Source organism: Pseudomonas sp. BW7P1 (assembly GCF_024981055.1).
Lineage (GTDB): Bacteria > Pseudomonadota > Gammaproteobacteria > Pseudomonadales > Pseudomonadaceae > Aquipseudomonas > Aquipseudomonas bananamidigenes.
This window is the reverse complement of sequence record NZ_CP103374.1, coordinates 211,795-237,270: the sequence shown is the minus strand read 5'-3', so window position 1 is coordinate 237,270 and position 25,476 is coordinate 211,795. Positions and strand designations below refer to the sequence as shown.

Annotated in this window: 23 protein-coding genes; 15 read left to right on the top strand and 8 right to left on the bottom strand. The window is 59.5% G+C overall.

All coding sequences use genetic code 11. The annotated features are described in order from the left end of the window. Positions 1-24: 24 nt before the first annotated feature. Entirely contained in the window at positions 25-1,050 is a 1,026-nt protein-coding gene (locus NWV16_RS01090; protein ID WP_260521646.1) for a LysM peptidoglycan-binding domain-containing protein, read from the bottom strand. Between the two features lie 170 nt (positions 1,051-1,220). Between NWV16_RS01090 and def the strand changes: the two genes are divergently transcribed. From def to NWV16_RS01065, 5 genes are read left to right on the top strand one after another with little or no spacing between them, the layout of a single operon-like run. Next, entirely contained in the window at positions 1,221-1,727 is a 507-nt protein-coding gene (def, locus tag NWV16_RS01085) for a peptide deformylase (RefSeq protein ID WP_065260143.1), read from the top strand. Positions 1,728-1,784: 57 nt separating this feature from the next. Then, entirely contained in the window at positions 1,785-2,744 is a 960-nt protein-coding gene (gene fmt / locus NWV16_RS01080) for a methionyl-tRNA formyltransferase (protein ID WP_260521645.1), read from the top strand. Further along, positions 2,741-4,051, top strand: a complete 1,311-nt coding sequence (gene rsmB, locus NWV16_RS01075) for a 16S rRNA (cytosine(967)-C(5))-methyltransferase RsmB (protein WP_260521644.1) — start codon at positions 2,741-2,743, stop codon at positions 4,049-4,051. Before fmt ends, rsmB begins: the two co-directional genes overlap by 4 nt. A gap of 22 nt (positions 4,052-4,073) precedes the next feature. Next, entirely contained in the window at positions 4,074-5,450 is a 1,377-nt protein-coding gene (gene trkA, locus NWV16_RS01070; protein WP_260521643.1) for a Trk system potassium transporter TrkA, read from the top strand. A gap of 20 nt (positions 5,451-5,470) precedes the next feature. After that, positions 5,471-5,785, top strand: coding sequence for a tetratricopeptide repeat protein (locus NWV16_RS01065; RefSeq protein ID WP_260521642.1), 315 nt, complete (start codon positions 5,471-5,473; stop codon positions 5,783-5,785). A 50-nt stretch (positions 5,786-5,835) separates the two neighbouring features. Here NWV16_RS01065 and NWV16_RS01060 read toward each other — a convergent pair whose 3' ends face one another. Both NWV16_RS01060 and NWV16_RS01055 read right to left on the bottom strand, forming a co-directional pair. Further along, a complete protein-coding gene (locus NWV16_RS01060; RefSeq protein ID WP_260521641.1) occupies positions 5,836-6,723 on the bottom strand; it encodes a lysophospholipid acyltransferase in 888 nt (295 codons plus the stop codon). A gap of 40 nt (positions 6,724-6,763) precedes the next feature. Then, entirely contained in the window at positions 6,764-7,321 is a 558-nt protein-coding gene (locus NWV16_RS01055; RefSeq protein ID WP_065260137.1) for a DNA-3-methyladenine glycosylase I, read from the bottom strand. A gap of 81 nt (positions 7,322-7,402) precedes the next feature. On the opposite strand from NWV16_RS01055, the gene glyQ reads away from it, so the two are divergent. The 4 genes from glyQ (at position 7,403) to NWV16_RS01035 (ending at position 11,813) form a co-directional block, all read left to right on the top strand. Beyond that, entirely contained in the window at positions 7,403-8,356 is a 954-nt protein-coding gene (gene glyQ / locus NWV16_RS01050) for a glycine--tRNA ligase subunit alpha (RefSeq protein WP_003187265.1), read from the top strand. Continuing rightward, positions 8,353-10,407, top strand: coding sequence for a glycine--tRNA ligase subunit beta (glyS, locus tag NWV16_RS01045; RefSeq protein ID WP_260521640.1), 2,055 nt, complete (start codon positions 8,353-8,355; stop codon positions 10,405-10,407). Before glyQ ends, glyS begins: the two co-directional genes overlap by 4 nt. Before the next feature lie 4 nt (positions 10,408-10,411). Then, a complete protein-coding gene (gene gmhB, locus NWV16_RS01040; RefSeq protein WP_260521639.1) occupies positions 10,412-10,951 on the top strand; it encodes a D-glycero-beta-D-manno-heptose 1,7-bisphosphate 7-phosphatase in 540 nt (179 codons plus the stop codon). An 82-nt stretch (positions 10,952-11,033) separates the two neighbouring features. Further along, a complete protein-coding gene (locus NWV16_RS01035) occupies positions 11,034-11,813 on the top strand; it encodes a lysophospholipid acyltransferase family protein (RefSeq protein ID WP_260521638.1) in 780 nt (259 codons plus the stop codon). Between the two features lie 157 nt (positions 11,814-11,970). Here NWV16_RS01035 and NWV16_RS01030 read toward each other — a convergent pair whose 3' ends face one another. Further along, positions 11,971-13,512, bottom strand: coding sequence for a sensor histidine kinase (locus NWV16_RS01030; protein ID WP_260521637.1), 1,542 nt, complete (start codon positions 13,510-13,512; stop codon positions 11,971-11,973). Between the two features lie 144 nt (positions 13,513-13,656). On the opposite strand from NWV16_RS01030, the gene NWV16_RS01025 reads away from it, so the two are divergent. Continuing rightward, the gene (locus tag NWV16_RS01025) at positions 13,657-14,376 is read left to right on the top strand and encodes a response regulator transcription factor (RefSeq protein ID WP_260521636.1); all 720 of its coding nucleotides are present in this window, start codon (positions 13,657-13,659) and stop codon (positions 14,374-14,376) included. A gap of 64 nt (positions 14,377-14,440) precedes the next feature. Here the strand turns inward: NWV16_RS01025 and gyrB are convergent, their stop codons facing one another. Genes gyrB through dnaA form a run of 4 tightly spaced genes read right to left on the bottom strand, consistent with a single transcriptional unit; the run spans position 14,441 to position 20,648 of the window. Then, a complete protein-coding gene (gene gyrB, locus NWV16_RS01020) occupies positions 14,441-16,858 on the bottom strand; it encodes a DNA topoisomerase (ATP-hydrolyzing) subunit B (protein ID WP_065260185.1) in 2,418 nt (805 codons plus the stop codon). 5 nt (positions 16,859-16,863) lie between these two features. Further along, positions 16,864-17,967, bottom strand: a complete 1,104-nt coding sequence (gene recF / locus NWV16_RS01015; protein WP_260521635.1) for a DNA replication/repair protein RecF — start codon at positions 17,965-17,967, stop codon at positions 16,864-16,866. 14 nt (positions 17,968-17,981) lie between these two features. Further along, a complete protein-coding gene (gene dnaN, locus NWV16_RS01010) occupies positions 17,982-19,085 on the bottom strand; it encodes a DNA polymerase III subunit beta (RefSeq protein WP_065260130.1) in 1,104 nt (367 codons plus the stop codon). 39 nt (positions 19,086-19,124) lie between these two features. Further along, positions 19,125-20,648 carry a chromosomal replication initiator protein DnaA gene (gene dnaA, locus NWV16_RS01005; protein ID WP_260521634.1) on the bottom strand — a complete coding sequence of 508 codons (1,524 nt, stop codon included), beginning with the start codon at positions 20,646-20,648 and terminating at the stop codon, positions 19,125-19,127. Between the two features lie 566 nt (positions 20,649-21,214). Here dnaA and rpmH point away from each other — a divergent pair. The 5 genes from rpmH (at position 21,215) to mnmE (ending at position 25,142) form a co-directional block, all read left to right on the top strand. Continuing rightward, positions 21,215-21,349: a 50S ribosomal protein L34 gene (gene rpmH, locus NWV16_RS01000; RefSeq protein WP_003213577.1), complete on the top strand. Its 135-nt coding sequence runs from the start codon at positions 21,215-21,217 to the stop codon at positions 21,347-21,349. Between the two features lie 16 nt (positions 21,350-21,365). Further along, positions 21,366-21,767 carry a ribonuclease P protein component gene (rnpA, locus tag NWV16_RS00995; protein WP_065260184.1) on the top strand — a complete coding sequence of 134 codons (402 nt, stop codon included), beginning with the start codon at positions 21,366-21,368 and terminating at the stop codon, positions 21,765-21,767. Next, positions 21,760-22,005, top strand: coding sequence for a membrane protein insertion efficiency factor YidD (gene yidD / locus NWV16_RS00990; RefSeq protein WP_082302427.1), 246 nt, complete (start codon positions 21,760-21,762; stop codon positions 22,003-22,005). Before rnpA ends, yidD begins: the two co-directional genes overlap by 8 nt. A gap of 2 nt (positions 22,006-22,007) precedes the next feature. Beyond that, complete coding sequence (gene yidC / locus NWV16_RS00985; RefSeq protein ID WP_260521633.1) at positions 22,008-23,690, top strand: membrane protein insertase YidC; 1,683 nt, start codon at positions 22,008-22,010, stop codon at positions 23,688-23,690. An 81-nt stretch (positions 23,691-23,771) separates the two neighbouring features. Beyond that, the gene (mnmE, locus tag NWV16_RS00980; protein WP_260521632.1) at positions 23,772-25,142 is read left to right on the top strand and encodes a tRNA uridine-5-carboxymethylaminomethyl(34) synthesis GTPase MnmE; all 1,371 of its coding nucleotides are present in this window, start codon (positions 23,772-23,774) and stop codon (positions 25,140-25,142) included. The last annotated feature ends 334 nt before the right edge of the window (positions 25,143-25,476 follow it).

Below are 25,476 nucleotides of genomic sequence, written 5' to 3'. Positions count from 1 at the left end.
TCTGTTGGTAACTTGTGAAGTCAGCTAAGGATTTCGCACCTTGTCCAGCACTGCCAGCGAGCGCGACGCGTTCAGGACGAGCCCGTAACTGAGCTTGTCGTAGGTACGGAACACCATCAGCAATCCGGCACGTTCATCGGGGATTTTCAGCGGCTGACCGGTGATCCGGTCGCGTACGGTTTCCCCGGTTTTCATCACCACCAGCACATTGCCCTCGGCGAGCCCGTCGCGCTTGCCCTTGTTGAGAGTCACCACGTCCATCGCGCCGATCTGCGTGACGCCACGCGGCACATCGATGATCAGGCCGTTGATGTCGGTGGCGGGAGCACTGGGCATGAAGGTCGAGTTGATCGAACGCTCTTCGCCACCGAACAGACGGTCGCCGAGGCGTACTTCCTGGGTCGTGCGTTGCAGGGCGAGGGTGGCGACGTCGCCTTCGGTGGCGACGATTTCACCGCCGCCGACATCGTCGGCGTTGATCCCCAGGAACTCCTTGGTCTGAGGATCGGTATAGACCTTGCCCTGACGGAAGATGCCGTAGACCGGCTGGCCCGGATCGAAATGGCCACGGGCGAAGATCCGGTCGCCGGTGCCGCTGAGCACGCGCTCCGCATCGCCGGCGACGATGTACGGCGCCTTGTCGAAGTCCTCGACCTTGTCGACGATGCGGTTGCTCAGCAGAAAGCTGTTGATGGATTTGAGCGGAATGCTCGGAATCGCCTCGGCCACCGGGCTGCTGCGAATCCTGGGCGACAGTTTGATGGTGCCGCGCGACGCCCCGCGATTGAGGGTCAGACGTGGCTGGCCGTTGACGTAACTGAGCGTCAGGGTGTCGCCCGGATAGATCAGGTTGGGGTTTTCGATCTGCGGATTGGCCCGCCACAGTTGTGGCCACTGCCAGGGTTCGCGCAGATATTTGCCGGATATGTCCCAGAGTGTATCCCCCGAAACCACCGTGTATTGCTGTGGAAAACCTTCCTTGAGTTGCACTTGCCCGTATGCGGTGCCGGCCGAGGCCAGAAACAGCAGGGCGAGTAGTGATTTCCTCATGCGGTGAATCCCTTTATCATGTGCGTTCGCGTGAAACGCCAGAGCCCCCGTGGCTCGCTCCCTGCTCTATGCTGAAAAGCAAGGCGCTACGTTTCACAACGGTAGCCTGCATCTTCGGACCCGCCAGGCCATCGACCCGACTTTACCTCACACGTGCAGCAATCAAGCTTATGGCCATTTTGAACATCCTCGAATTTCCGGACCCGCGTCTGCGCACTATCGCCAAACCTGTGGCCGTAGTGGACGACGAAGTGCGTCAACTGGTCGATGACATGTTTGAAACAATGTATGAAGCGCCGGGCATCGGCCTTGCCGCGACCCAGGTCAACGTGCACAAACGTATTGTCGTGATGGACCTTTCCGAAGACCGCACCGAACCTCGGGTGTTCATCAATCCCGAGTTCGAACCGCTGACCGACGAAATGGAGCAATATCAGGAAGGCTGCCTCTCGGTGCCGGGCTTCTACGAAAACGTCGACCGCCCGCAGAAGGTCAGGATCAAGGCGCTGGACCGTGACGGCCAGCCATACGAACTGATCGCTGAAGGCCTGCTCGCGGTGTGCATCCAGCACGAATGCGACCACCTCAACGGCAAGCTGTTCGTCGATTACCTGTCCACGCTCAAACGCGACCGGATCAAGAAGAAACTGGAAAAGCAGCACCGCCAGAACGCTTGATGCCCCTCTCCAAAGGCTTGCCGCGGCAAGCCTTTTTCTTTTTACGAGATTCCCCCCATGACTGAGCCATTGCGCATCGTTTTTGCCGGTACCCCGGAATTCGCCGCCGAACATCTCAAGGCCCTGCTGGACAGCCCTTACGAGATCGTCGCCGTCTACACCCAACCGGATCGTCCGGCCGGTCGCGGACAAAAACTGATGCCGAGCCCGGTCAAACAACTCGCCCTGGAAAATAATATCCAGGTGTTGCAGCCGCCGACCCTGCGCAATGCCGACGCTCAAGCCGAACTCGCGGCATTGAAACCGGACTTGATGGTGGTGGTCGCCTACGGCCTGATCCTGCCGCAAGCGGTGCTGGATATTCCGCGTCTGGGTTGTATCAACAGCCACGCCTCGCTGCTGCCACGCTGGCGCGGGGCAGCACCGATCCAGCGCGCTGTTGAAGCAGGTGACGCCGAAAGTGGCGTGACCGTGATGCGCATGGAAGCCGGCCTGGACACAGGGCCGATGCTGCTCAAGGTCGTGACCCCGATCAGCGCCGAAGACACCGGCGGCAGCCTCCACGACCGCCTCGCCGAAATGGGCCCGCCCGCCGTCGTGCAGGCGATTGCCGGGCTCGCCGCCGGCACCCTGGAAGGCGAAGTGCAGAACGATGACCTCGCCACCTACGCCCACAAACTGAACAAGGACGAAGCCCGCATCGACTGGAGCCGCCCGGCCATCGAGCTGGAACGACTGGTCCGCGCCTTCAACCCATGGCCGATCACCCACAGCACGCTCAACGGCGAAGCATTGAAAGTGCTGGCGGCGACGCTGGCCGAAGGCAAAGGCGCGCCGGGCACCATCCTTGGCGCCAGCAAGGACGGTCTGCTGGTCGCCTGTGGCGAACAGGCGCTGTGCCTGACCCGCCTGCAATTGCCCGGTGGCAAGGCACTGAACTTCAGCGATCTGTTCAACAGCCGTCGTGAGAAATTCGCCATCGGCACCGTACTGGGTGCAGCGGTGGACGCGCCATGAACCCGCGTCTGGCCGCCGCCAAGGCACTCGCCGCTGTCCTGAGCGGCAAGGCTTCGCTCAACAGCTCCCTGCCGGCACAACTGGACAAGGTCGAAGACCGCGACCGCGGTTTCACGCAGGATCTGGCGTTCGGCACTGCCCGCTGGCAACCACGCTTGTCGGCACTGGCGGAAAAACTGTTGCAGAAGCCGTTCAAGGCGGCGGATGCCGATGTCGAGGCGCTGCTGCTGGTCGGCCTCTATCAGTTGCTCTATACCCGCGTCCCGCCGCACGCCGCCATTGGCGAAACCGTCGGTTGCGCCGACAAGCTGAAAAAACCGTGGGCCAAAGGTCTGCTCAATGCCGTGCTGCGCAATGCCCAGCGCGATCATGAGACGATCTTCGCCGAACTGGAACGCGACCCGGTGGTACGCACCGCCCACCCGCGCTGGCTGCAAAAATCCCTGAAGGCTTTCTGGCCTGAACAATGGGAAGCCATTTGCGAAGCCAACAACGCCCATCCGCCGATGATCCTGCGGGTCAACCGCCGTCATCACAGCCGTGACGCCTACCTCGGCCTGCTGACGCAAGCGGGTATCGCCGCGCAGCCTTGCACCTTCAGCCGCGACGGCATCGTGCTGGATGCCGCCGCTGACGTGCGCAGCCTGCCGGGCTTCGCCGAAGGCTGGATCAGCGTGCAGGACGAAGCCGCGCAATTGGCCGCCGACCTGCTCGATCTCGCACCGGGCCAACGGGTACTGGATGCCTGCTGTGCGCCGGGCGGCAAGACTTGCCACATCCTTGAAGCCGAACCGGCGCTGGCCGGTGTCGTGGCGGTGGATCTGGAAGCCAAGCGGCTGGTACGGGTGAAGGAAAACCTCGAACGCCTTGGCCTGAGCGCCGAACTGATTGCCGCCGACGGGCGCGACACCTCCGTATGGTGGGACGGCCAACCGTTCCAGCGCATCCTCCTGGACGCGCCGTGTTCGGCCACCGGGGTGATCCGCCGTCATCCGGACATCAAGCTGACCCGCCAGGCCGACGACATCGCCGCCCTCGCGCAACTGCAAGGCGAACTGCTCGACGCCATGTGGAAAACCCTCGAAGTGGGCGGCATCCTGCTCTACGCCACCTGCTCGACCTTGCCGACCGAGAACACCGAAGTCATTGCCGCGTTCCTTGAGCGCACGCCGGGCGCCCGGGAACTGGATCTGGCCACCCAGGCCGGGATCAAACAACCTCATGGTCGCCAATTGCTGGCCCGGCAGGGTGGGCATGACGGGTTCTACTACGCCAAGCTGATCAAGATCGCCGCCGCGCGCGGCTAAACGGATTCAATGGAGTGACGGGTTGAAAATCATCATCCTCGGCGCGGGGCAGGTCGGCGGTTCGCTGGCCGAACACCTGGCCAGCGAAGCCAATGACATCACCGTGGTCGACACCGATGGCGACCGTCTGCGCGACCTCGGCGACCGTCTCGATATCCGCACCGTACAGGGCCGAGGCTCGCTGCCGAGCGTGTTGCGCCAGGCCGGCGCCGACGACGCCGACATGCTGGTGGCCGTGACCAACAGCGACGAAACCAACATGGTCGCCTGTCAGGTCGCCCACACCCTGTTCCACACGCCGACCAAGATCGCCCGCGTGCGTGAAGCTTCGTACCTGACCCGCGAAGAACAGCTGTTCCAGAACGAAGCGATTCCGGTCGACGTGTTGATCAGCCCCGAGCAAGTGGTCACCAACTACATCAAACGCCTGATCCAACATCCCGGCGCCTTGCAGGTGATCGACTTCGCCGAAGGCCAGGCGCAACTGGTGGCAGTACGCGCCTACTACGGCGGGCCGCTGGTGGGGCAGCAACTGCGTCAGTTGCGCGAACACATGCCGAATGTCGAGACACGGGTTGCCGCCATTTTCCGACGCGACCGCCCGATTCTTCCTCAGGGCGACACGGTGATCGAGGCCGACGACGAAGTCTTTTTCATCGCCGCCCGTGAGAACATTCGCGCCGTGATGAGCGAAATGCGCCGCCTCGACGAAACCTACAAACGCATCGTCATTGCCGGCGGCGGGCAGATCGGCGAGCGCCTGGCCGAGGCCATCGAAAGCCGTTACCAGGTGAAGATCATCGAGATGAACCCGGCGCGGTGCCGCTACCTTTCCGACACCCTCGACAGCACCGTGGTGCTGCAGGGCAGTGCGTCGGATCGCGACCTGCTGCTGGAAGAGAACATCGCCGACGCCGACATCTTTCTCGCGCTGACCAACGATGACGAGGCCAACATCATGTCATCGCTGCTGGCCAAGCGTCTGGGGGCGAAGAAGGTGATGACGATCATCAACAACCCGGCCTACGTCGACCTGATCCAGGGCGGCGACATCGACATCGCCATCAGCCCGCAACTGGCGACCATCGGCACCTTGCTGGCCCATGTGCGCCGTGGCGATATCGTCAGCGTGCACTCCCTGCGCCGTGGTGCGGCGGAAGCCATCGAAGCGGTGGCCCATGGTGATTCGAAGTCGAGCAAGGTCATCGGCAAGGCCATCGAGAACATCGCCCTGCCTCCGGGCACGACTATCGGCGCAATCATTCGCGATGAAGAAGTGATCATCGCCCACGGCGATACGGTCATCGCCGCGGGTGACCATGTGATTCTGTTCCTTGTGGATAAAAAGTATATCCGCGATGTGGAGAAGCTGTTCCACGTGGGACTGAGTTTTTTCTGACCGACTTCGAGGCGAAACCGATGATCGAATCCCTGGAAAAAATGCTCGCCAAGGGTGTGGATAACTCATTGCTGCGCTTCGGCCTCGGCAAGGGCTATCTGGATCAGGGGGAAAATGCAAAGGCAGCCGAACATTTTCAGCATTGCGTCGGTTTCGATCCGAAGTATTCGGCGGCCTGGAAACTGCTGGGCAAGGCGCAGTTGGCACTGGGCGACACGGCGGCTGCGCGACAGGCCTGGGAGCAGGGACTGGAAGCGGCCCGGGCTCATGGCGACAAGCAGGCCGAAAAGGAAATGACGGTGTTTCTGAAGAAGCTGGATCGGCAAAAGCCGTGAAATCTGTGGATAACCTCGCAGGCGAGATTATCCACAGATGAACGCGTGGATCAGTACCAGCGCGCTTCGCCCGGCGGGCGCTTCTTGAAGCGTTTCATGCTCCACATGTACTGGCTCGGATAAGCCGCCACGTAACGCTCGACCACCTGGCTCATTGCGGCGCAGGAGGTTTCGGTATCGGTGCTGTACATGGCTTCCGGCGCCGCTTCCAAAATCACTTTGTAACCGGAACCGTCCGGCAGACGCAGGGCGTGCAGGAATACCCCGACAGCCTTGCCACCGGCGAGCATGTTCGGCACGAACTTGCTGGTCAGGGCCTGGGTGGCGAAGAACGGCACGAAGATCCCGGCGGATTCAGCCGGCTCCGGGTCCGCCGGAATCCCCACCTGACCGCCCTTGCGCACCTCCTTGATGACACTGAGGATGCCTTCCTTGGTCGACGCCGCCACACGGTTGCCTAGTTGCACCCGCTGCTTGCGCAGCAATTCATCCACAGCCTTGAGCTTCGGCGGACGATAGAAAATGATCGGTTTGCACTGGCTGCAATAAAAGTGGTTGAGCACTTCCCAGTTGCCCAGGTGGCTGGTGATGCCGACCACGCCTTTGCCCGACGCCAGCGCCTCCTTGAGGATGTCGAGGCCTTCGACTTCGCGTACCAGATCAATGGAACGCTGGGCCGGCCAGATCCAGGCGCAGGCGCTTTCGGTCAGGGACTTGCCGATGTCTTTCAGACTCTGCCCCACCAGACGCTCACGTTCGGCCGGGTCCATCTGTGGAAAACATTTGGCGAGGTTGATCCGCACCACATCGCGGGAACGGTTGGGGGTTTTCCACATGATCCAGCCGATCGCCGAACCCACGGCCTGCACGGCCCGCCACGGAAGCATGGCAAACAGCCGCAGAGCGCCGACCAGCATGGCGCCTTTAAACTTTTCCACAGGTCACTCCTGATCTTGTGCTGTGCGCGAGGCGGCCATTCTAACCGCCGTTGACCAGCTGCGCGTAGCGGTCGCAATCCTGAGTGTGATCCATGACCATGCCCGAAGCCTGCATCAGGGCATAACAAATGGTCGGGCCGACGAAGGTGAAACCGGCCTTTTTCAGGCCTTTGCTCATGGCCACGGCTTGCGGGGTAATGGCCGGAACTTCGCTGCGATCCTTGAAATGATTGATGATCGGGCGGTTATCCACAAACGACCAGAGGAACGCCACCGGGTCATCCAGTTCCAGCCACGCCTGAGCGTTGCGCCGGGCGGCATTGAGCTTGAGACGGTTGCGGATGATCCCCGGATCGAGCATCAACTCATCGATTTCCGCGTCGCTCATCTGCGCCACGCGCTGTACGTCGAAGCCGTACAACACCTCGCGATATCGCTCGCGCTTGCGCAGCACGGTGATCCAGGAAAGCCCGGCCTGGAACCCTTCGAGCAAAAGCAACTCGAACAATCCCTGCGCGTCGCGTAGCGGCGTACCCCACTCCTGATCGTGGTAAGCCATGTACAGCGGATCATCGTTGCACCAAAAGCAGCGTGGCATAAGGCTCCAGGGGGTGGAGGTGCGACTGAATCGGGTATACTCCCGCTCTTTAAATCGCAGCCCAAGAAACAGGTGAATTTCGTGAGCCAGCCTACGCCAGCCGTGCGTACCTTCCAAGACTTGATCCTCGCGCTCCAGCAATACTGGGCCGAGCAAGGTTGTGTGGTACTTCAGCCCTACGATATGGAAGTAGGCGCCGGCACTTTCCACACCGCGACATTCCTGCGTGCCATCGGCCCGGAAACCTGGAACGCCGCGTACGTACAGCCAAGCCGCCGTCCGACTGACGGCCGTTACGGCGAAAACCCGAACCGTCTGCAGCACTACTATCAGTTCCAGGTGGTCCTGAAGCCGAACCCGGACAACTTCCAGGAACTGTACCTGGGCTCCCTCAAGCATGTCGGCCTGGACCCGCTGGTCCATGACATCCGCTTCGTCGAAGACAACTGGGAATCGCCGACCCTCGGCGCCTGGGGTCTGGGCTGGGAAGTCTGGCTCAACGGCATGGAAGTGACCCAGTTCACCTACTTCCAGCAGGCGGGCGGCATCGAGTGCTACCCGGTGACCGGCGAGATCACCTACGGCCTCGAGCGTCTGGCCATGTACCTGCAAGGCGTGGACTCGGTCTACGACCTGGTCTGGGCCGACGGTCCGTTCGGCAAGGTGACCTACGGCGACGTGTTCCACCAGAACGAAGTGGAGCAATCCACCTACAACTTCGAGCACGCCAACGTCGACAAGCTGTTCGAACTGTTCGATTTCTATGAAAGCGAAGCCAAGCGCCTGATCGAACTTGACCAGCCGCTGCCGTTGCCAAGCTACGAAATGGTTCTGAAGGCCTCGCACACCTTCAACCTGCTGGATGCGCGCCGGGCGATCTCGGTGACCGCGCGTCAGCAATACATTCTGCGCGTTCGCACCCTGGCGCGTTCCGTCGCCCAAGCCTACCTGCTGGCCCGCGCCAAGTTGGGCTTCCCGATGGCAACCCCGGATCTGCGTGACGAAGTACTGGCCAAGCTGGAGGCTGCACAATGAGTGCTCAAGATTTTCTGGTTGAACTGGGCACCGAAGAACTGCCACCCAAAGCCCTGAACATCCTGGCCGAAGCGTTTCTGGCCGGTATCGAAAAGGGCCTGCAGACTGCCGGTCTGAGCTACGAGTCCAAGGCTGTCTACGCCGCGCCACGTCGTCTGGCCGTGTTGATCACCAAGCTGGACACCCAGCAGCCGGATCGCAGCATCAACCTCGACGGCCCGCCACGTCAGGCCGCGTTCGATGCCGAAGGCAATCCGACCCAGGCTGCATTGGGCTTCGCCAAGAAATGCGGCGTCGAGCTGAGCGAAATCGACCAGAGCGGTCCGAAACTGCGCTACAGCCAGAACATCGCCGGCAAGCCGACCGCCAGTCTGCTGCCGACCATCGTCGAAGACTCGCTGAACGATCTGCCGATCCCGAAACGCATGCGTTGGGGTGCACGCAAGGAAGAGTTCGTACGTCCGACCCAATGGCTGGTGATGCTGCTCGGCGACCACGTCATCGATTGCACCATCCTCGCGCAGAAGGCCGGCCGTGAATCCCGTGGCCACCGTTTCCACCACCCGCAAGCCGTGCGCATCGGTTCGCCGTCGAGCTACCTGGCCGACCTGCGTGCCGCTTATGTACTGGCTGACGCCAACGAACGTCGCGAGATCATCAGCAAGCGCACCGAAGAACTGGCAACCCGTCAGGAAGGCACCGCGATCGTGCCGCCGGCGTTGCTCGACGAAGTGACCGCGCTGGTCGAATGGCCGGTGCCGCTGGTGTGCTCGTTCGAGGAACGCTTCCTCGACGTGCCGCAGGAAGCACTGATCACCACCATGCAGGACAACCAGAAGTACTTCTGCCTGCTGGATGCCGACGGCAAGTTGCTGCCACGTTTCATCACCGTGGCCAACATCGAATCCAAAGACCCGCAGCAGATCATCGCCGGTAACGAGAAAGTGGTTCGCCCACGTCTGACCGACGCCGAGTTCTTCTTCAAGCAGGACAAGAAGCAGAAGCTCGAAGTGTTCAACGAACGTCTGCAGAACGTGGTCTTCCAGGAAAAGCTCGGCAGCGTCTACGACAAGGCCGAGCGCGTGTCGAAACTGGCTGCGTACATCGCGGCGCGTATCGGCGGCAACGCTTCGTGGGCTGCCCGTGCAGGCCTGTTGTCCAAGTGCGACCTGGCCACCGAAATGGTTGGCGAGTTCCCGGAGATGCAAGGTGTCGCCGGCTACTACTACGCCCTCAATGACGGCGAGCCGGAAGACGTCGCCCTGGCGCTGAACGAGCAGTACATGCCGCGCGGTGCCGGCGCTGAACTGCCAGCCACCCTGACCGGTGCGGCCGTGGCCATTGCCGACAAGCTCGACACCCTGGTCGGCATCTTCGGCATCGGCATGCTGCCGACCGGCAGCAAGGACCCGTATGCCCTGCGCCGTGCGGCACTGGGCGTGCTGCGGATCCTGATCGAGAAACAACTGGATCTGGACCTGAACGACGCCGTGGCGTTCGCCGTGAATTCCTTCGGCGCGAAGGTCAAGGCTGCCGGCCTGAGCGACGCGGTGCTGGAATTCATCTTCGACCGTCTGCGTGCGCGTTACGAAGATGAAGGCGTGGATGTCGCCACCTACCTGTCGGTACGTGCCCTGAAGCCAGGTTCGGCGCTGGACTTCGACCAGCGTGTGCAAGCGGTTCAGGCCTTCCGCAAACTGCCGGAAGCGGCAGCGCTGGCGGCGGTGAACAAGCGGGTGTCGAACCTGCTGAGCAAAGTCGAAGGCTCGGTGCCGACCGACGTTCAGGCCAAGTACTTCGACAACGCCAACGAGTTCTCGCTGTACTCGGCGATCCAGCAGGCGGACCAGGCGGTACAGCCAATGGCTGCGGCGCGTCAGTACAACGAATCGCTGGCACGTCTGGCTGCACTGCGCGAGCCGGTGGACGCATTCTTCGACGCCGTGATGGTCAATGCCGAAGACGCCAATGTGCGGGCCAACCGTTACGCGCTGCTGGCGCGCCTGCGTGGCCTGTTCCTGGGCGTTGCCGACATTTCGCTGCTGGGTTGAGGGATTGCTGTTGAAACTGCTGATTCTCGATCGGGACGGAGTGATCAATTACGACTCCGACGCTTACATCAAGTCGGTAGAGGAGTGGATTCCGCTGCCCGGTTCGATCGAAGCGATTGCGCAGTTGAGCAAGGCCGGCTGGACGGTGGCGGTCGCCACCAACCAGTCGGGCATTGCTCGCGGCTACTACGACCTCGCCACCCTCGACGCCATGCACACGCGCCTGCGCGAACTGGTGGCGGAGCAGGGCGGTGAAGTCGGGCTGATCGCGTATTGCCCGCACGGGCCGGACGAGGGTTGCGACTGCCGCAAGCCGAAACCCGGCATGCTGAAAACCATTGCGCAGCATTACAACGTGGCACTGACCAATGTCTGGTTCGTCGGCGACAGCCTTGGTGACCTGGAGGCTGCCAAAGCCGTCGATTCACAGCCCGTTCTGGTAAAGACCGGGAAAGGCGAAAAGACCCTGGGCAAGACCCTTCCGGTCGGCACCCTGATTTTTGACGATCTGGCGGCGATTGCCGCAGAACTTATCCACAACTAGAGTACTTCTGAAGTTCCTGACCAGGGATTGATCGGGAGTGCGCTTGAACAGTCGGGCATCGCCCGTAACGGTAAACGTCGCCATGTCGATACTGCAGGCCATCAGAATTGTCCTCTTTTACCTGCTGCTGGGTACCACCGCCTTGCTGTGGTGCAGCCTGAGCTTTTTTATCGCGCCCTTTCTGCCGTTCAAGGCGCGCTATCGCTTCATCAATGTGTACTGGTGCCGCTGCGCCTTGTGGTTGACCAAGGTGTTCCTGGGTATCCGTTACGAAGTCAAAGGCGCGCAAAACGTGCCTGACCGGCCCTGCGTGATTCAATCGAACCATCAGAGCACCTGGGAGACGTTCTTTCTCTCCGCTTACTTCTCGCCCTTGAGCCAGGTGCTCAAGCGCGAATTGCTGTATGTGCCGTTCTTCGGCTGGGCGATGGCCATGCTGCGGCCGATCGCGATTGACCGCGACAACCCGAAAGCCGCGCTCAAACAGGTGGCGGCAAAAGGTGATGATCTGCTCAAGGACAATGTCTGGGTGCTGATCTTCCCGGAAGGCACTCGTGTACCTCACGGCACCATCGGCAAGTTCTCCCGCAGTGGCAGCGCGCTGGCAGTCAATGCGCAGTTGCCCGTGTTGCCGGTTGCGCACAACGCCGGCAAGTTCTGGCCGAAAATCGGCTGGGGAAAAAAGCAGGGGGTGATCACCGTAGTCATCGGTGAACCGATGTATGCCGAAGGCACCGGCCCCCGCGCCATCGCCGATCTGAATGACCGGGTGCAGGCGTGGAACGAACAGGCCCAGCGAGAAATGGGGTCGCTGCCACCGGCGCCACAAGCACCGGCTACCCACGATCAGGCGACGGTCTGATTTTTGTGGATAACCTGTGTACGGTTTGTTGGCAACGTTCAGAAAATAATAAATAAGTGACTGATTTTCTTATATATTTCTGAACCTGCTAAAACGCCGTAAAAGGTGCATAAGTTTTTTTCGGAAGTAAGGAAACCGGCTGATATAGCCGGTTTTTTTATACCTGTTCTTCGGCAATCATCGGTAACGCCAGACGAAATGTCGTGCCTTGATCGACAACGCTGAGACACTCGATCCGGCCACTGTGGTGATCCACCACGGCCTTGACCATCGATAGCCCCAGGCCCACTCCATCGATACCCTGGGCTGAAGAAAAACGGCGGTACTGACTGAAAAGTTCGGGCAGTTCTTCGGCAGCGATGCCTTTGCCCTGATCGGTCAATTCACATTGCAGCCAGTCATCGTGACAGCGAACGCGCAATCTGACCGTGGAGCCGACCGGGCTGTACTTGATCGCGTTTTCCAGCAGATTGAACAGCGCCCGGGTCAGCAAGCCCTGGTCCGCCATCACCAGACGTTCCTGTGATTGCTCATCCATCTCGTTCAGCAGTTCGATACGCTTTTGCTGGGCGATGGGCAGTGCCTGGTCCAGGACGTCCATCACCAGCATCGCGAACAGAGTCGGCTGGAACTGATACGCCTCGGATTCGGCCCGGGCCAGCAATACGAAACCGTCGGTCAGTTCCAGCGCGCGGCGCACCTGACGTTCGATTTGCTCGAACAACGGTGCATCGGTCCCTGCCTGGTGCCGATGGACGTCGAGAAGGGCGAGAATCGCCGAGTGGGGGGCCCGCAAATCATGGGAGAGAAAACGCAGCAACACGCTGCGCTGTTCTTCGGCGGCGCGCTCGGCACTCAGATCGGTGAGGCTCAGCAGCCAGCCAATCGGCGTATCTCCATCCACTGGCAACAATGCGGCGCGTTCCAGACGCAGGCTGCGTTCCTTGGGGTCGCGAAATTCCAGCAGAGGTAAATCAGATAGTGACGGGCGCGGTTCCGTAGACAACTGCGGATAGCCCAGACCCGCCAGTTGGTCGAGGACATCCTCACCCACCAGAGGATGATCGAACAGGCTCCGGGCCTTGCGATTGCCCAGCAGGATTTGCCCCCGTGGATCGCTGATCAACGTCGCTACCGGCAAGTACTCCAGCCCATCGGCTATGAACCGTCGAGTATCGCGGGTGCGGCTCATGGCTTGCTCAAGGGCCATGATCTGCCCCTGCAGGCGATCCGCGCTGGAAAACTGCGCCCGGCGTCGCTCGGGGAACACCTTCGGTTCATTGTCGAGCCGTGACAGCTCCCAGCCGAAGTACGTGAGTACGACACTCAGCCGACGCCAGTTCCAGATCAGATAGCCAAACAGCATGCCCAGCGCCGCCGGTGTCGGTGACCACCAGAGGCGCATTTGCGCCAGGCCGGCACTGGTCAGCAGCACACAGGCAATCCCGCCGAGCGTCACCCAGATGGCCAGGCGAGGGCGCCACAGCAGCAACCCCAACACACAAGCCACCAGAGCGACCGACAGCATCGCGCCGATCGCCGGTGCCGATTCCTGCAGATTGACCTGCGCACGCCACGACAACAATGCAGTCAGCGGCAACAGCACTAGACTTATCCACACCCATTCGCGTACCAGTTGCCGAAACAGGCGTTGAACCTGACTTTGCACACGGCTTTCGTGGCGGCGGCGATTAATCATGGAATACCGGACTGGGCGGGTTGAATGGTTTCACAGGCGACAGGTCTGAGGATGTAGATCCGAAGAATCATAGCGGCTCCCCTCACGGCGTGCCGCTTACTTTCATTTGCTTTGCCATAAAACCAGCGACAAGGAATCCCGCGTATGCGCGTTGCGATACTGGATGATGAACCCGCCGAACTGCGCCGGGTCGAGCAGACCCTGCAACAAATGGCCGAGGCCGGCGAACAGCGCTGGTCACTGCACAGTTTCGAACGCGCAGAAGACCTGCTGCGACAGCTGCGTCGCGAAACCTTCGACCTGCTTATACTCGACTGGCAGCTTCCCGACCTCACCGGACTGGCGTTGCTGCGCTGGACCCGAGAGCACATGGAAGCTCCGCCGGCCGCCATCATGCTCACCAGCCGTGACGGCGAGAGCGACATCGTACAGGCGTTGAATACGGGAGCCGACGACTACGTCAGCAAACCATTCCGTCCCAACGAATTGAAGGCCCGGGTCACCGCCGTGCTGCGTCGGCACAGCCATCAACGCCCGGCTGCGGCCAATGTCCTGCGTTTCAATGATCTGGTGTTCGACGATGCCGAGCTGACCGTTACCCGTGAAGGAAAACCGATCATGATGACTGAGCGCGAATACCGGCTCGCTCATTGCCTGTTCAGCAACCTCGGCCGACCACTGTCACGGGACTATCTATACGAAAGGTTCTGGCCCCATGAAGAGATGGCCTCGTCACGACCGCTGGATACCCACATCTATCGCCTGCGCAACAAGCTCGGGCTGACAGCGGATCGGGGTTGGCAGTTGCTGACGATTTACGGGTACGGGTATCGATTGGAGAGTGTGGCATCTGACGGCCAATAAACGACAGGCAAATAAAAAAGGCCAACGCGAATGCGTTGGCCTTTTTCGTTGGTACCGAGCGGGATCAGAAATCCAGGTTCGAAACCGACAGGGCGTTGCTCTCGATGAAGTCACGGCGAGGTTCGACCGCATCACCCATCAGGGTGTTGAAGATCTGATCCGCGGCAATGGCATCTTCGATGGTGACCTTCAGCATGCGGCGCACGGTCGGATCCATGGTGGTTTCCCATAGCTGATCCGGGTTCATCTCACCCAGTCCTTTGTAGCGCTGGATGGTATGGCGCTTGGTGCTTTCGGCCATCAGCCAGTCCAGAGCGTCCTTGAACTCGGTGACCGATTTTCTGCGTTCGCCACGCTGAACGTAAGCCCCTTCGTCCAGCAGAGTGCTGAGCTGGGCCCCCAGGGAGACGACGGTCTTGTAATCGTTGCTGCCGAAGAAGTCGCGGTTGAAGGTGACGTAGTTCGACAGGCCGTGGGAGATCAATTCAACCTCTGGCAGCCACACACCACGCTCGCGGTCTTCACGCAGGCTGGCCTTGTAAACCAGACCGGATTTCTCGACGGTGCGCAGACGGGTTTCGTACTGAGCCAGCCAGGCTTGCATCTTCGCGTGGTCGCCCAGCATTTCCAGGCTGACGGCCGGCAGATAGATGAAGTGCTCGGTCAGCTCCTGAGGGTACAGGCGCGACAGGCGCTTGAGGGTCTTCATCACCATGCGGAAGTCATTCACCAGACGCTCCAGCGCTTCACCGGAAATGCCCGGGGCGTCTTCGTTCAGGTGCAGGCTTGCATCTTCCAGGGCCGACTGCGTCATGTACTCTTCCATGGCGTCGTCGTCTTTGATGTATTGCTCTTGCTTGCCTTTCTTGACCTTGTACAGCGGCGGCTGGGCGATGTAGATGTAGCCGCGCTCGATCAGCTCCGGCAACTGACGGAAGAAGAAGGTCAGCAGCAGGGTACGGATGTGCGAACCGTCGACGTCAGCATCGGTCATGATGATGATGTTGTGATAGCGCAGCTTGTCGATGTTGTACTCTTCGCGACCGATACCGCAGCCCAGTGCGGTGATCAGGGTGCCCACTTCCTGGGACGAGATCATCTTGTCGAATCGGGCTTTCTCGACGTTGAGGATCTTGCCCTTCAGCGGCAGGATCGCCTGGGTCTTGCGGTTACGTCCCTGCTTGGCAGAGCCGCCCGCGGAGTCACCTTCCACGAGGTACAGTTCGGACAGCGCCGGGTCTTTTTCCTGGCAGTCGGCCAATTTGCCCGGCAGACCGGCGATGTCCAGCGCACCTTTGCGACGAGTCATCTCACGAGCCTTGCGCGCCGCTTCACGGGCACGGGCGGCATCGATCATCTTGCCGACAACCAGTTTGGCTTCGTTCGGGTTTTCCAGCAGAAAGTCGGAGAAGTACTTGCCCATCTCCTGCTCGACCGCGGTCTTCACTTCGGAAGACACCAGCTTGTCCTTGGTCTGCGAGCTGAACTTCGGATCCGGCACCTTCACCGAGATGATCGCGGTCAGGCCTTCACGGGCATCGTCACCGGTGGTGGCGACCTTGTGCTTCTTCGCCAGACCTTCCTGCTCGATGTAGTTGTTCAGGTTTCGCGTCAGCGCGGAACGGAAGCCCACCAGGTGGGTACCACCGTCGCGCTGCGGAATGTTGTTGGTGAAGCACAACAGGTTCTCGTTGAAGCTGTCGTTCCACTGCAGGGCGATTTCCACGCCGATGCCGTCATCACGCTGGATGTTGAAGTGGAATACCTGGTTGACCGCAGTCTTGTTGGTGTTCAGGTATTCAACGAACGCACGCAGGCCGCCTTCGTATTTGAACAGCTCTTCCTTGCCGGTGCGCTCATCCTTGAGGACGATACCGACACCGGAGTTGAGGAAGGACAGTTCACGGATACGCTTGGCCAGAATGTCCCAGCTGAAGTGAATGTTCTTGAAGGTTTCCTTGGAAGCCTTGAAGTGGATCTGGGTACCGGTGGTTTCGCTGTCGCCAACGATGGCCATCGGCGCCTGAGGTACGCCGTGGACGTAGGTCTGTTCCCAGATCTTGCCACTGCGGCGCACGGTCAGGACCAGTTCTTCGGACAGCGCGTTCACCACCGAAACGCCTACACCGTGCAGACCGCCGGATACCTTGTAGGAGTTGTCGTCGAACTTACCGCCGGCGTGGAGGACGGTCATGATGACCTCGGCAGCGGATACGCCTTCCTCTTTGTGCACGTCTACCGGGATGCCACGACCGTTGTCTCTGACGGTGATGGACTCATCCGGGTGGATGATGATGCTGATATCGTCGCAATGGCCGGCGAGGGCTTCGTCGATCGAGTTGTCGACCACCTCGAACACCATGTGGTGCAGACCGCTGCCATCATCGGTATCACCAATGTACATACCGGGACGTTTGCGCACGGCATCCAGGCCTTTCAGCACTTTAATGCTCGATGAGTCGTACGTATTTTCTTCGCTCAATGCCTTCACTCCCGATGGTCGTGGGTCTGGGTGATACGGCCCTGTTCCACGTGGAACAGAGCGACTGGCGTTTCCGTCTGCCAGCCTTCCCTCAATAATTCATGATCTACACAGGTGATAAAAACCTGGCAGCGTAAGTCTTCCAGCAAGCGGCACAGCGCGCGACGGTGGCTCTCGTCCAGCTCGGACGGCAAGTCATCCACCAGATAAATACACTGACCGCGCCGGGCCTGGCTCACCAGATGCCCCTGGGCAATCCGCAACGCACAGACCACCAGCTTCTGCTGACCCCGGGACAAGATGTCCGCGGCATTGTGTGCGCCGAGTCTAAGACGCAAATCAGCACGCTGCGGCCCGGCCTGGGTATGACCCATTTGCTGGTCACGCTGCAAGGATCCGGCAAGCACGTCACTCAGTTCCCGATCCTTGTCCCAGCCTCGGTAATAGCTGAGCGTCAAACCTTCAAGCTCAACCAGTTCGCTCAAGGTTTGCTCAAAGACCGGTTTCAAGGCTTTGATATAGGCGCGGCGGTATTCATCGATTTCAGCGCTGGCCTGGCACAGTTCCCTGTCCCAAACCGCCTGCGAAACGGCGTCAAGTGTACCATGCCGCAGCCAGGAGTTTCTCTGGCGCAAGGCCTTCTGCAAACGCTGCCAGGTAGCCATGAAGCGCGGCTCGACATGGAATACGCCCCAGTCGAGGAACTGCCGGCGGATCTTCGGTGCGCCTTCCAGCAGACGAAAACTGTCCGGATTGATCAACTGTAGCGGCAGCATTTCCGCCAGTTGCGCGGCGCTACGGGCATTCTGACCGTCGATGCGGATCTGGAATTCGCCCTGACGGTCGCGAGAAATCCCCAATGCGCTGTGACCACCCTCAGCGAGCTCCACCTGCCCGAATACGGTACAGGCGAGTTGCTCATACTGGATGACCGGCAACAGCCGCGTGCTGCGAAACGAACGGGCAAGCCCCAGCAGATGAATGGCTTCCAGAACACTGGTTTTGCCGCTGCCGTTGGCGCCGTAAAGAATATTGATTCGGGGAGAGGGGGAGAAGGTCACCGGGTGCAGATTGCGCACCGCGGTGACCGAGACGCGACTTAGCGACATCCAGAGTCAGCTGATTACAGACGCATCGGCATGACAACGTAAGCCGAATCGTCGTTATCGGACTCCTGCAGCAGCGCACTGCTGTTGGAGTCGGACAGGATCAGGCGAACCTGCTCGGTGGTCATCACGCCCAGTACGTCGAGCAGATAGCTGACGTTGAAGCCGATTTCCAGCGAGCCGCCGTTGTATTCCACGCCCACTTCTTCTTCCGCTTCTTCCTGCTCCGGGTTGTTGGCCTGGATCTTCAACTGACCGCTGGCCAGTTGCAGACGAATGCCGCGGTACTTCTCGTTGGACAGAATCGCGGTACGGCTGAACGCTTCGCGCAGCGCCTGGCGATCACCCAGTACCAGCTTGTCTCCGCCCTTTGGCAGAACGCGCTCGTAATCAGGGAACTTGCCGTCGACCAGTTTCGAAGTGAAGGTGAATTCGCCGGTGGTCGCGCGGATGTGATGCTGACCGAGGACGATGCTGACGTTGCCGTCCGGCTCGGTCAGCAGACGTGCCAGTTCGAGAATACCTTTGCGCGGCACGATCACCTGGTGGCGATCCTGCTGACCGATATCGGCCTGCATCGAGCACATTGCCAGGCGGTGACCATCGGTCGCCACGGCACGGATCACACCAGTCGACACTTCCAGCAACATACCGTTGAGGTAGTAACGCACGTCTTGCTGAGCCATGGCGAAACTGGTGCGCTCGATGAGGCGACGCAGTTTGCTTTGATCAAGGCTGGTGGTCAGCGAGCCCGGGCCTTCTTCCACGGTCGGGAAGTCATTGGCCGGCAGGGTCGACAGGGTGAAGCGGCTACGACCGGCCTTCACCACCAGCTTCTGCTCGTCGACCCTGATGTCGATCAGCGCATCGTTCGGCAGGCTCTTGCAGATATCCATCAGCTTGCGCGCCGGCACGGTGATGGAACCTGTTTCGGCAGGTTCCTCAAGTTGAACGCGACCGACCAGTTCGACTTCCAGGTCGGTACCGGTCAGCGACAGCTGCTGGCCATCGACAACCAGCAGCACATTGGACAGTACCGGCAAGGTCTGTCGGCGCTCGACGACGCCTGCGACCAGTTGCAGGGGTTTCAACAGGGCTTCGCGTTGAATGGTGAAATGCATGGTCTAGTCCCTTGCCTTAATAAGCTGCGCTGGTGTTCATCAAGTGGTCAGAGTACGCAGCAGGTTCTTGTAGTCCTCGCGGATGTCCGCGTCGGATTCCTTAAGTTCGTTGATCTTGCGGCAGGCGTGCAGCACCGTCGTATGGTCACGACCGCCAAACACATCGCCGATTTCCGGCAGGCTGTGGTTGGTCAGTTCCTTGGACAGCGCCATGGCCACCTGACGCGGACGAGCGACCGAGCGCGAGCGGCGCTTGGACAGCAGGTCGGAGATCTTGATCTTGTAGTACTCGGCGACGGTGCGCTGAATGTTATCCACAGAGACCAGTTTATCCTGCAATGCCAACAGGTCTTTCAGGGATTCGCGAATCAGCTCGATGGTGATGTCGCGGCCCATGAAGTGCGAATGGGCGATCACGCGTTTCAGCGCGCCTTCCAGCTCACGGACGTTGGAGCGAATGCGTTGGGCGATGAAGAACGCCGCATCGTGCGGAAGCTCGACTTTGGCCTGGTCAGCCTTCTTCATCAGGATGGCTACGCGGGTTTCCAGCTCCGGCGGTTCGACGGCGACCGTCAGACCCCAACCGAAACGGGATTTCAGGCGCTCTTCAAGGCCTTCGATTTCCTTCGGGTAGCGGTCACTGGTGAGAATGACCTGCTGGCCACCTTCAAGCAGGGCGTTGAAGGTGTGGAAAAACTCTTCCTGGGAACGTTCCTTGCGGGCGAAGAACTGAATGTCATCGATCAGCAAGGCGTCCACCGAGCGATAGAAACGCTTGAACTCGTTGATCGCGTTCAGTTGCAGCGCCTTGACCATGTCGGCGACGAAACGCTCGGAATGCAGGTAGACGACCTTGGCATTCGGGTTCTTCTTTAATAGATGGTTGCCCACCGCATGCATCAAGTGCGTCTTACCCAGGCCCACACCGCCATAAAGGAAGAGCGGGTTGTAGCCATGCTTGGGATTGTCTGCCACTTGCCAGGCCGCCGCACGGGCGAGCTGGTTGGATTTACCTTCGACAAAGTTTTCGAAGGTAAACGTGCGGTTCAGATAACTCGTGTGCTTGAGTGCGCCTTCAACCTGCACGGTGCGCTGTTCGGCACGAACCGGAGCTTGCTGCGAGGCAGCGCCTGCCATCGGATCGAAACTGTCGCGGGACGGCTCTTCGCTGACTTCCTCGGTTTTCTGCGTCGCCGGCTTGGCCGGGGCAGAAGCCGGAACCGGAGCCGGAGCGCTGACTGGAGTCGCGCTGGCTTGCAGCTGTGACGCTGCCGCCGCAGCCAGCGGAGCGTTCGGCGCTGCGCGTGGGGCAGAGCTGCGTTTGCTGCCTATTAATAAGGAAAGCGATGGCGCCAGACCGTTGCCATGCTCATCCAGCAGTTCAAGGACGCGCCCGAGGTACTTTTCGTTGACCCAGTCCAGAACAAAACGGTTCGGTGCATAGACACGCAACTCGTCGCCTTCGGCTTCGACCTGTAATGGACGGATCCAGGTGTTGAATTGTTGGGCTGGCAGCTCTTCGCGCAAAAGCTCCACGCACTGCTGCCAAAGTTCCACTGACACGGAAATCCCCTAAGTTGAAAGCCGGTGAGGCAAAAACAAGCGGCCATTGTAGCGGCGGGACGTTCACTTATCCACACGCAGGTTGCCCGGTGGACATGATTTATCAATACGTTAACCCACGAAAAAGCGACCGACGGTGTGTGAATAAGCTCTGTGGATAAATGCAGTTGAGAGCACTGGACAACCGGGAGTGAAAGCCGGTGGATAATCCGCCTGTGGATAACACCACCTTCCACACACAGGTTATCCGGTCGCGCAGCACAGGCTGATCACGGTTTTCCACTGTAGTTGTCATTCTCTGTACATCACGTCGAATAAGGACTTGAGCCAGTTATCCACAGAAATGGGCTGACCTAGCTTTTACAAGCTTTACAGAAAAGCTTTAAATACTTCGCTTCTTTATTTTTATGTCTGGCCGACAAGGTTTCGAGCGTCGAGGCATCCGGGATCTATTTATAAGGAAACGTTGGTTGGAAATTGACCTGTGGACTTGCTTTCTCTAGAATCCCCGGTCTCTTAAAACGGGGGCCATTCCGGCCCGTTGTGGACGAACCAGGTAACACGACATGAAACGTACTTTCCAACCAAGCACTATCAAACGCGCTCGTACCCACGGTTTCCGTGCTCGCATGGCTACCAAGAACGGTCGTGCCGTACTGTCGCGTCGTCGCGCCAAAGGCCGCGCACGTCTGGCAGTTTGATAATCCGGCACTGGAGGTGAGTCAGGACTTCAGTCGGGAAAAGCGTCTGCTTACCCCCCGGCACTTCAAGGCGGTCTTTGACTCCCCTACCGGCAAGGTTCCGGGGAAAAATCTCCTGCTCCTTGCGCGCAACAACGATCTCGATCACCCCCGTCTAGGGTTGGTCATCGGGAAAAAGAGCGTAAAGCTCTCCGTCGAGCGCAATCGTCTCAAACGTCTTATGCGCGAATCGTTTCGCCTGCACCAGGATTCACTGGTCGGCTGGGACATCGTTATCGTCGCGCGCAAAGGTTTGGGCGATGTAGAAAACCCCGAATTGATTCAGCATTTCGGCAAACTCTGGAAACGTCTGGCGCGCAACAAGCCGGCACCAGCAGCCAAAACCGAAACTGTAGGGGTAGACAGTCCAGATGCGTAAACTGGCACTCGTTCCGATCCAGTTTTACCGCTACGCCATTAGCCCCCTGATGGCCAGTCACTGTCGTTTCTACCCCAGTTGTTCCTGCTACGCGTTGGAAGCCATCGAAAATCATGGTCTTCTTCGCGGTGGCTGGCTGACCTTTCGTCGTTTAGGTCGCTGTCATCCGTGGAATCCCGGTGGTTATGACCCGGTTCCACCTGTCCCTACCTCCCGTTCTTCTTCGATGGCCGAGTAATCATGGATATCAAACGCACGATCCTGATCGTCGCCCTGGCAATCGTGTCCTACGTCATGGTTCTTAAATGGAACCAGGATTATGGCCAGGCTGCCCTGCCGACTCAGAATGTTGCTTCCAGCACGACCACCTCCGGTTTGCCGGACACCGTTCCTGGCAATAACGCTTCCGTCAGTGACGATATTCCGCATGCCGCAAACGATACCAGCGCACCTGCAGAAGTCCCGGTCGCTGCCAGCAAGGATCTGATCAAGGTCAAAACCGACGTGCTCGATCTGGCGATCGATCCACAGGGCGGTGACGTTGCACAACTGACCTTGCCACTGTATCCACGTCGTCAGGACCGTCCGGATGTTCCGTTCCAGCTGTTCGACAACGGCGGTGAACGTACTTATCTGGCGCAAAGCGGTCTGATCGGCACCAACGGACCGGACGCCAATCCGGCCGGTCGTCCGGTCTACTCCTCGGAGAAGAAAAGTTATCAACTGGCCGACGGTCAGGACCAACTGGTCGTCGACCTGAAATTCAGCAAGGACGGCGTCAACTACATCAAGCGTTTCACCCTGAAACGTGGCCTGTATGACGTGACTGTGACCTACCTTGTGGATAACCAGAGCGCTCAACCCTGGACCGGTTCGATGTTTGCGCAGTTGAAGCGTGACAACAGCGCCGATCCTTCGTCGACCACCGCTACCGGTACTGCGACTTACCTGGGCGCCGCCCTGTGGACAAGTGCCGAGCCGTACAAGAAAGTGTCCATGAAGGACATGGACAAGGGTCAGCTCAAGGAAACCGTTACCGGTGGCTGGGTCGCCTGGCTGCAGCACTACTTCGTGACGGCATGGGTTGCGCCGAAGGGCGAAAACAACATCGTCCAGACCCGTAAAGACAGCAAAGGCAACTACATCATCGGTTACACCGGTCCTTCGCTGACCGCGGCACCAGGTGCAAAAGTTGAAACCAGCGCCATTCTGTACGCCGGCCCGAAAAGCCAGGCTGTCCTGAAGGAGTTGTCCCCAGGTCTGGAACTGACCGTCGACTACGGCATTCTGTGGTTCATTGCCCAGCCGATCTTCTGGCTGCTGCAACATATCCACGCGATTGTCGGCAACTGGGGCTGGTCGATCATCTTCCTGACCATGCTGATCAAGGGGATTTTCTTCCCTCTGTCGGCCGCCAGCTACAAGTCGATGGCCCGCATGCGTGCCGTGGCTCCGAAACTGGCTGCGTTGAAAGAACAACATGGCGATGACCGGCAGAAAATGTCGCAAGCCATGATGGAGCTGTACAAGAAAGAGAAAATCAATCCGCTGGGTGGCTGCCTGCCGATCCTGGTGCAGATGCCGGTTTTCCTTTCGCTGTACTGGGTTCTGCTGGAAAGCGTGGAAATGCGCCAGGCGCCGTTCATGCTGTGGATCACCGACCTGTCGATCAAGGATCCGTTCTTCATCCTGCCGATCATCATGGGCGCGACCATGTTCATCCAGCAGCGTCTGAACCCGACTCCGCCGGATCCGATGCAGGCGAAGGTCATGAAAATGATGCCGATCATCTTCACCTTCTTCTTCCTGTGGTTCCCGGCCGGTCTGGTGCTGTACTGGGTTGTGAACAACTGCCTGTCGATTGCCCAACAGTGGTACATCACGCGTAAGATCGAATCGGCGACGAAAAAAGCCGAGGCGTAACTTACTCTGTGGATAACACCACTCGAAACGCCCCCTAGTGGGGCGTTTTGCTATCTGCCATTTTTGTCTGGATACCGGTTTATGAGCGTACCTCGTGAAACCATCGCAGCCGTCGCCACCGCCCAAGGCCGTGGTGGCGTGGGCATCGTTCGGATCTCCGGGCCATTGGCTGGCGTTGCAGCCAAAGCCATCAGCGGCCGTGAACTGAAACCACGGTTCGCTCACTACGGCCCGTTCTTCAGTAACGATCAACAGGTGCTGGACGAAGGTCTGGCGCTGTATTTCCCCGGGCCGAACTCGTTCACCGGCGAAGATGTGCTGGAACTGCAGGGCCACGGCGGTCCGATCGTCCTCGACATGCTGCTCAAACGTTGTCTTGAACTGGGTTGCCGTCTGGCCCGTCCGGGGGAATTCAGCGAACGCGCTTTCCTCAATGACAAACTCGACCTGGCCCAGGCCGAGGCCATCGCCGACCTGATCGAAGCCAGTTCTGCACAGGCTGCACGTAATGCCTTGCGTTCCTTGCAGGGCGCGTTTTCCCAACGTGTACATAACCTCACCGAACAACTGATCGGCCTGCGAATTTATGTCGAGGCTGCCATCGATTTTCCGGAAGAAGAAATCGACTTCCTTGCCGATGGCCATGTGCTGAGCATGCTCGACAAGGTTCGTGACGAGTTATCCACCGTGTTGCGTGAAGCCGGGCAGGGTGCGTTGCTGCGTGACGGTATGACCGTGGTGATTGCCGGTCGTCCGAATGCCGGCAAATCCAGTCTGTTGAATGCACTGGCCGGGCGAGAAGCCGCCATCGTGACGGAAATCGCCGGTACGACCCGGGATATCCTGCGCGAACATATCCACATCGATGGCATGCCGCTGCATGTCGTAGACACTGCCGGATTGCGAGATACCGACGACCATGTGGAAAAGATCGGTGTAGAACGTGCGCTGAAAGCCATCGGCGAAGCCGATCGAGTACTGTTGGTGGTCGACGCTACGGCTCCGGAAGCGGTCGATCCTTTCGCGTTATGGCCCGAATTCCTTGAAACCCGGCCGGATCCGGCAAAGGTCACCCTGATTCGCAACAAGGCGGACCTGACCGGTGAAGCGATTGCCCTGGAAGTCAGCGACGATGGTCATGTGACCATCAGCCTGAGCGCCAAGGCTGCCGGCGAAGGCCTGGATCTGCTGCGCGATCACCTCAAGGCTTGTATGGGTTACGAGCAGACCTCGGAAAGCAGCTTCAGCGCACGTCGTCGCCATCTGGAAGCCTTGCGCCATGCCAGCGCTGCCCTTGAACATGGCCGTGCACAGCTGACCCTGGCGGGTGCCGGCGAGTTGTTGGCAGAAGATTTGCGTCAGGCTCAGCAGTCCCTCGGGGAAATTACCGGGGCGTTCAGCTCCGATGATCTGCTCGGGCGGATTTTTTCGAGTTTCTGCATCGGTAAATAACCCTTCTGTTGTCCACAGACAGGTCCGTTCGCGTCCTGTCTGTTCTCTTTTTCGCATTCCTTCCCTTCCAGTGACGGGCAGATTCCTTCTCCCTGAGCGGATTTCTCCTGTCCGTTACGTGCTCATTCATCCGAATATTGTGGATCAAGCCCTGTGAATAACTGCCGTTAAGGACAGTTGATAACAGAGCTTCAAAACTGGATATAACCGCCTCTGTGGATAACCATCTCATTCATCCACAGGCTTACACCGGTTATCCAAGGGCCTCACGGTGACATGGGCACAGGGTTTTGAATCTCTGTACACATCGAAAATAAAGGGCTGTAGAAATCTA

What these genes read in the sequence shown, in the direction of transcription:
- NWV16_RS01055 (WP_065260137.1), bottom strand. Translation starts at nt 7,321, where the DNA reads ATGCCACGCTGCTTTTGGTGCAACGATGATCCGCTGTACATGGCTTAC.
- NWV16_RS01025 (WP_260521636.1), top strand. Translation starts at nt 13,657, where the DNA reads ATGCGCGTTGCGATACTGGATGATGAACCCGCCGAACTGCGCCGGGTC.
- NWV16_RS01030 (WP_260521637.1), bottom strand. Translation starts at nt 13,512, where the DNA reads ATGATTAATCGCCGCCGCCACGAAAGCCGTGTGCAAAGTCAGGTTCAA.
- NWV16_RS01090 (WP_260521646.1), bottom strand. Translation starts at nt 1,050, where the DNA reads ATGAGGAAATCACTACTCGCCCTGCTGTTTCTGGCCTCGGCCGGCACC.
- NWV16_RS01065 (WP_260521642.1), top strand. Translation starts at nt 5,471, where the DNA reads ATGATCGAATCCCTGGAAAAAATGCTCGCCAAGGGTGTGGATAACTCA.
- dnaN (WP_065260130.1), bottom strand. Translation starts at nt 19,085, where the DNA reads ATGCATTTCACCATTCAACGCGAAGCCCTGTTGAAACCCCTGCAACTG.
- mnmE (WP_260521632.1), top strand. Translation starts at nt 23,772, where the DNA reads ATGAGCGTACCTCGTGAAACCATCGCAGCCGTCGCCACCGCCCAAGGC.
- recF (WP_260521635.1), bottom strand. Translation starts at nt 17,967, where the DNA reads ATGTCGCTAAGTCGCGTCTCGGTCACCGCGGTGCGCAATCTGCACCCG.
- rpmH (WP_003213577.1), top strand. Translation starts at nt 21,215, where the DNA reads ATGAAACGTACTTTCCAACCAAGCACTATCAAACGCGCTCGTACCCAC.
- def (WP_065260143.1), top strand. Translation starts at nt 1,221, where the DNA reads ATGGCCATTTTGAACATCCTCGAATTTCCGGACCCGCGTCTGCGCACT.
- yidD (WP_082302427.1), top strand. Translation starts at nt 21,760, where the DNA reads ATGCGTAAACTGGCACTCGTTCCGATCCAGTTTTACCGCTACGCCATT.
- glyS (WP_260521640.1), top strand. Translation starts at nt 8,353, where the DNA reads ATGAGTGCTCAAGATTTTCTGGTTGAACTGGGCACCGAAGAACTGCCA.
- yidC (WP_260521633.1), top strand. Translation starts at nt 22,008, where the DNA reads ATGGATATCAAACGCACGATCCTGATCGTCGCCCTGGCAATCGTGTCC.
- rsmB (WP_260521644.1), top strand. Translation starts at nt 2,741, where the DNA reads ATGAACCCGCGTCTGGCCGCCGCCAAGGCACTCGCCGCTGTCCTGAGC.
- fmt (WP_260521645.1), top strand. Translation starts at nt 1,785, where the DNA reads ATGACTGAGCCATTGCGCATCGTTTTTGCCGGTACCCCGGAATTCGCC.
- NWV16_RS01035 (WP_260521638.1), top strand. Translation starts at nt 11,034, where the DNA reads ATGTCGATACTGCAGGCCATCAGAATTGTCCTCTTTTACCTGCTGCTG.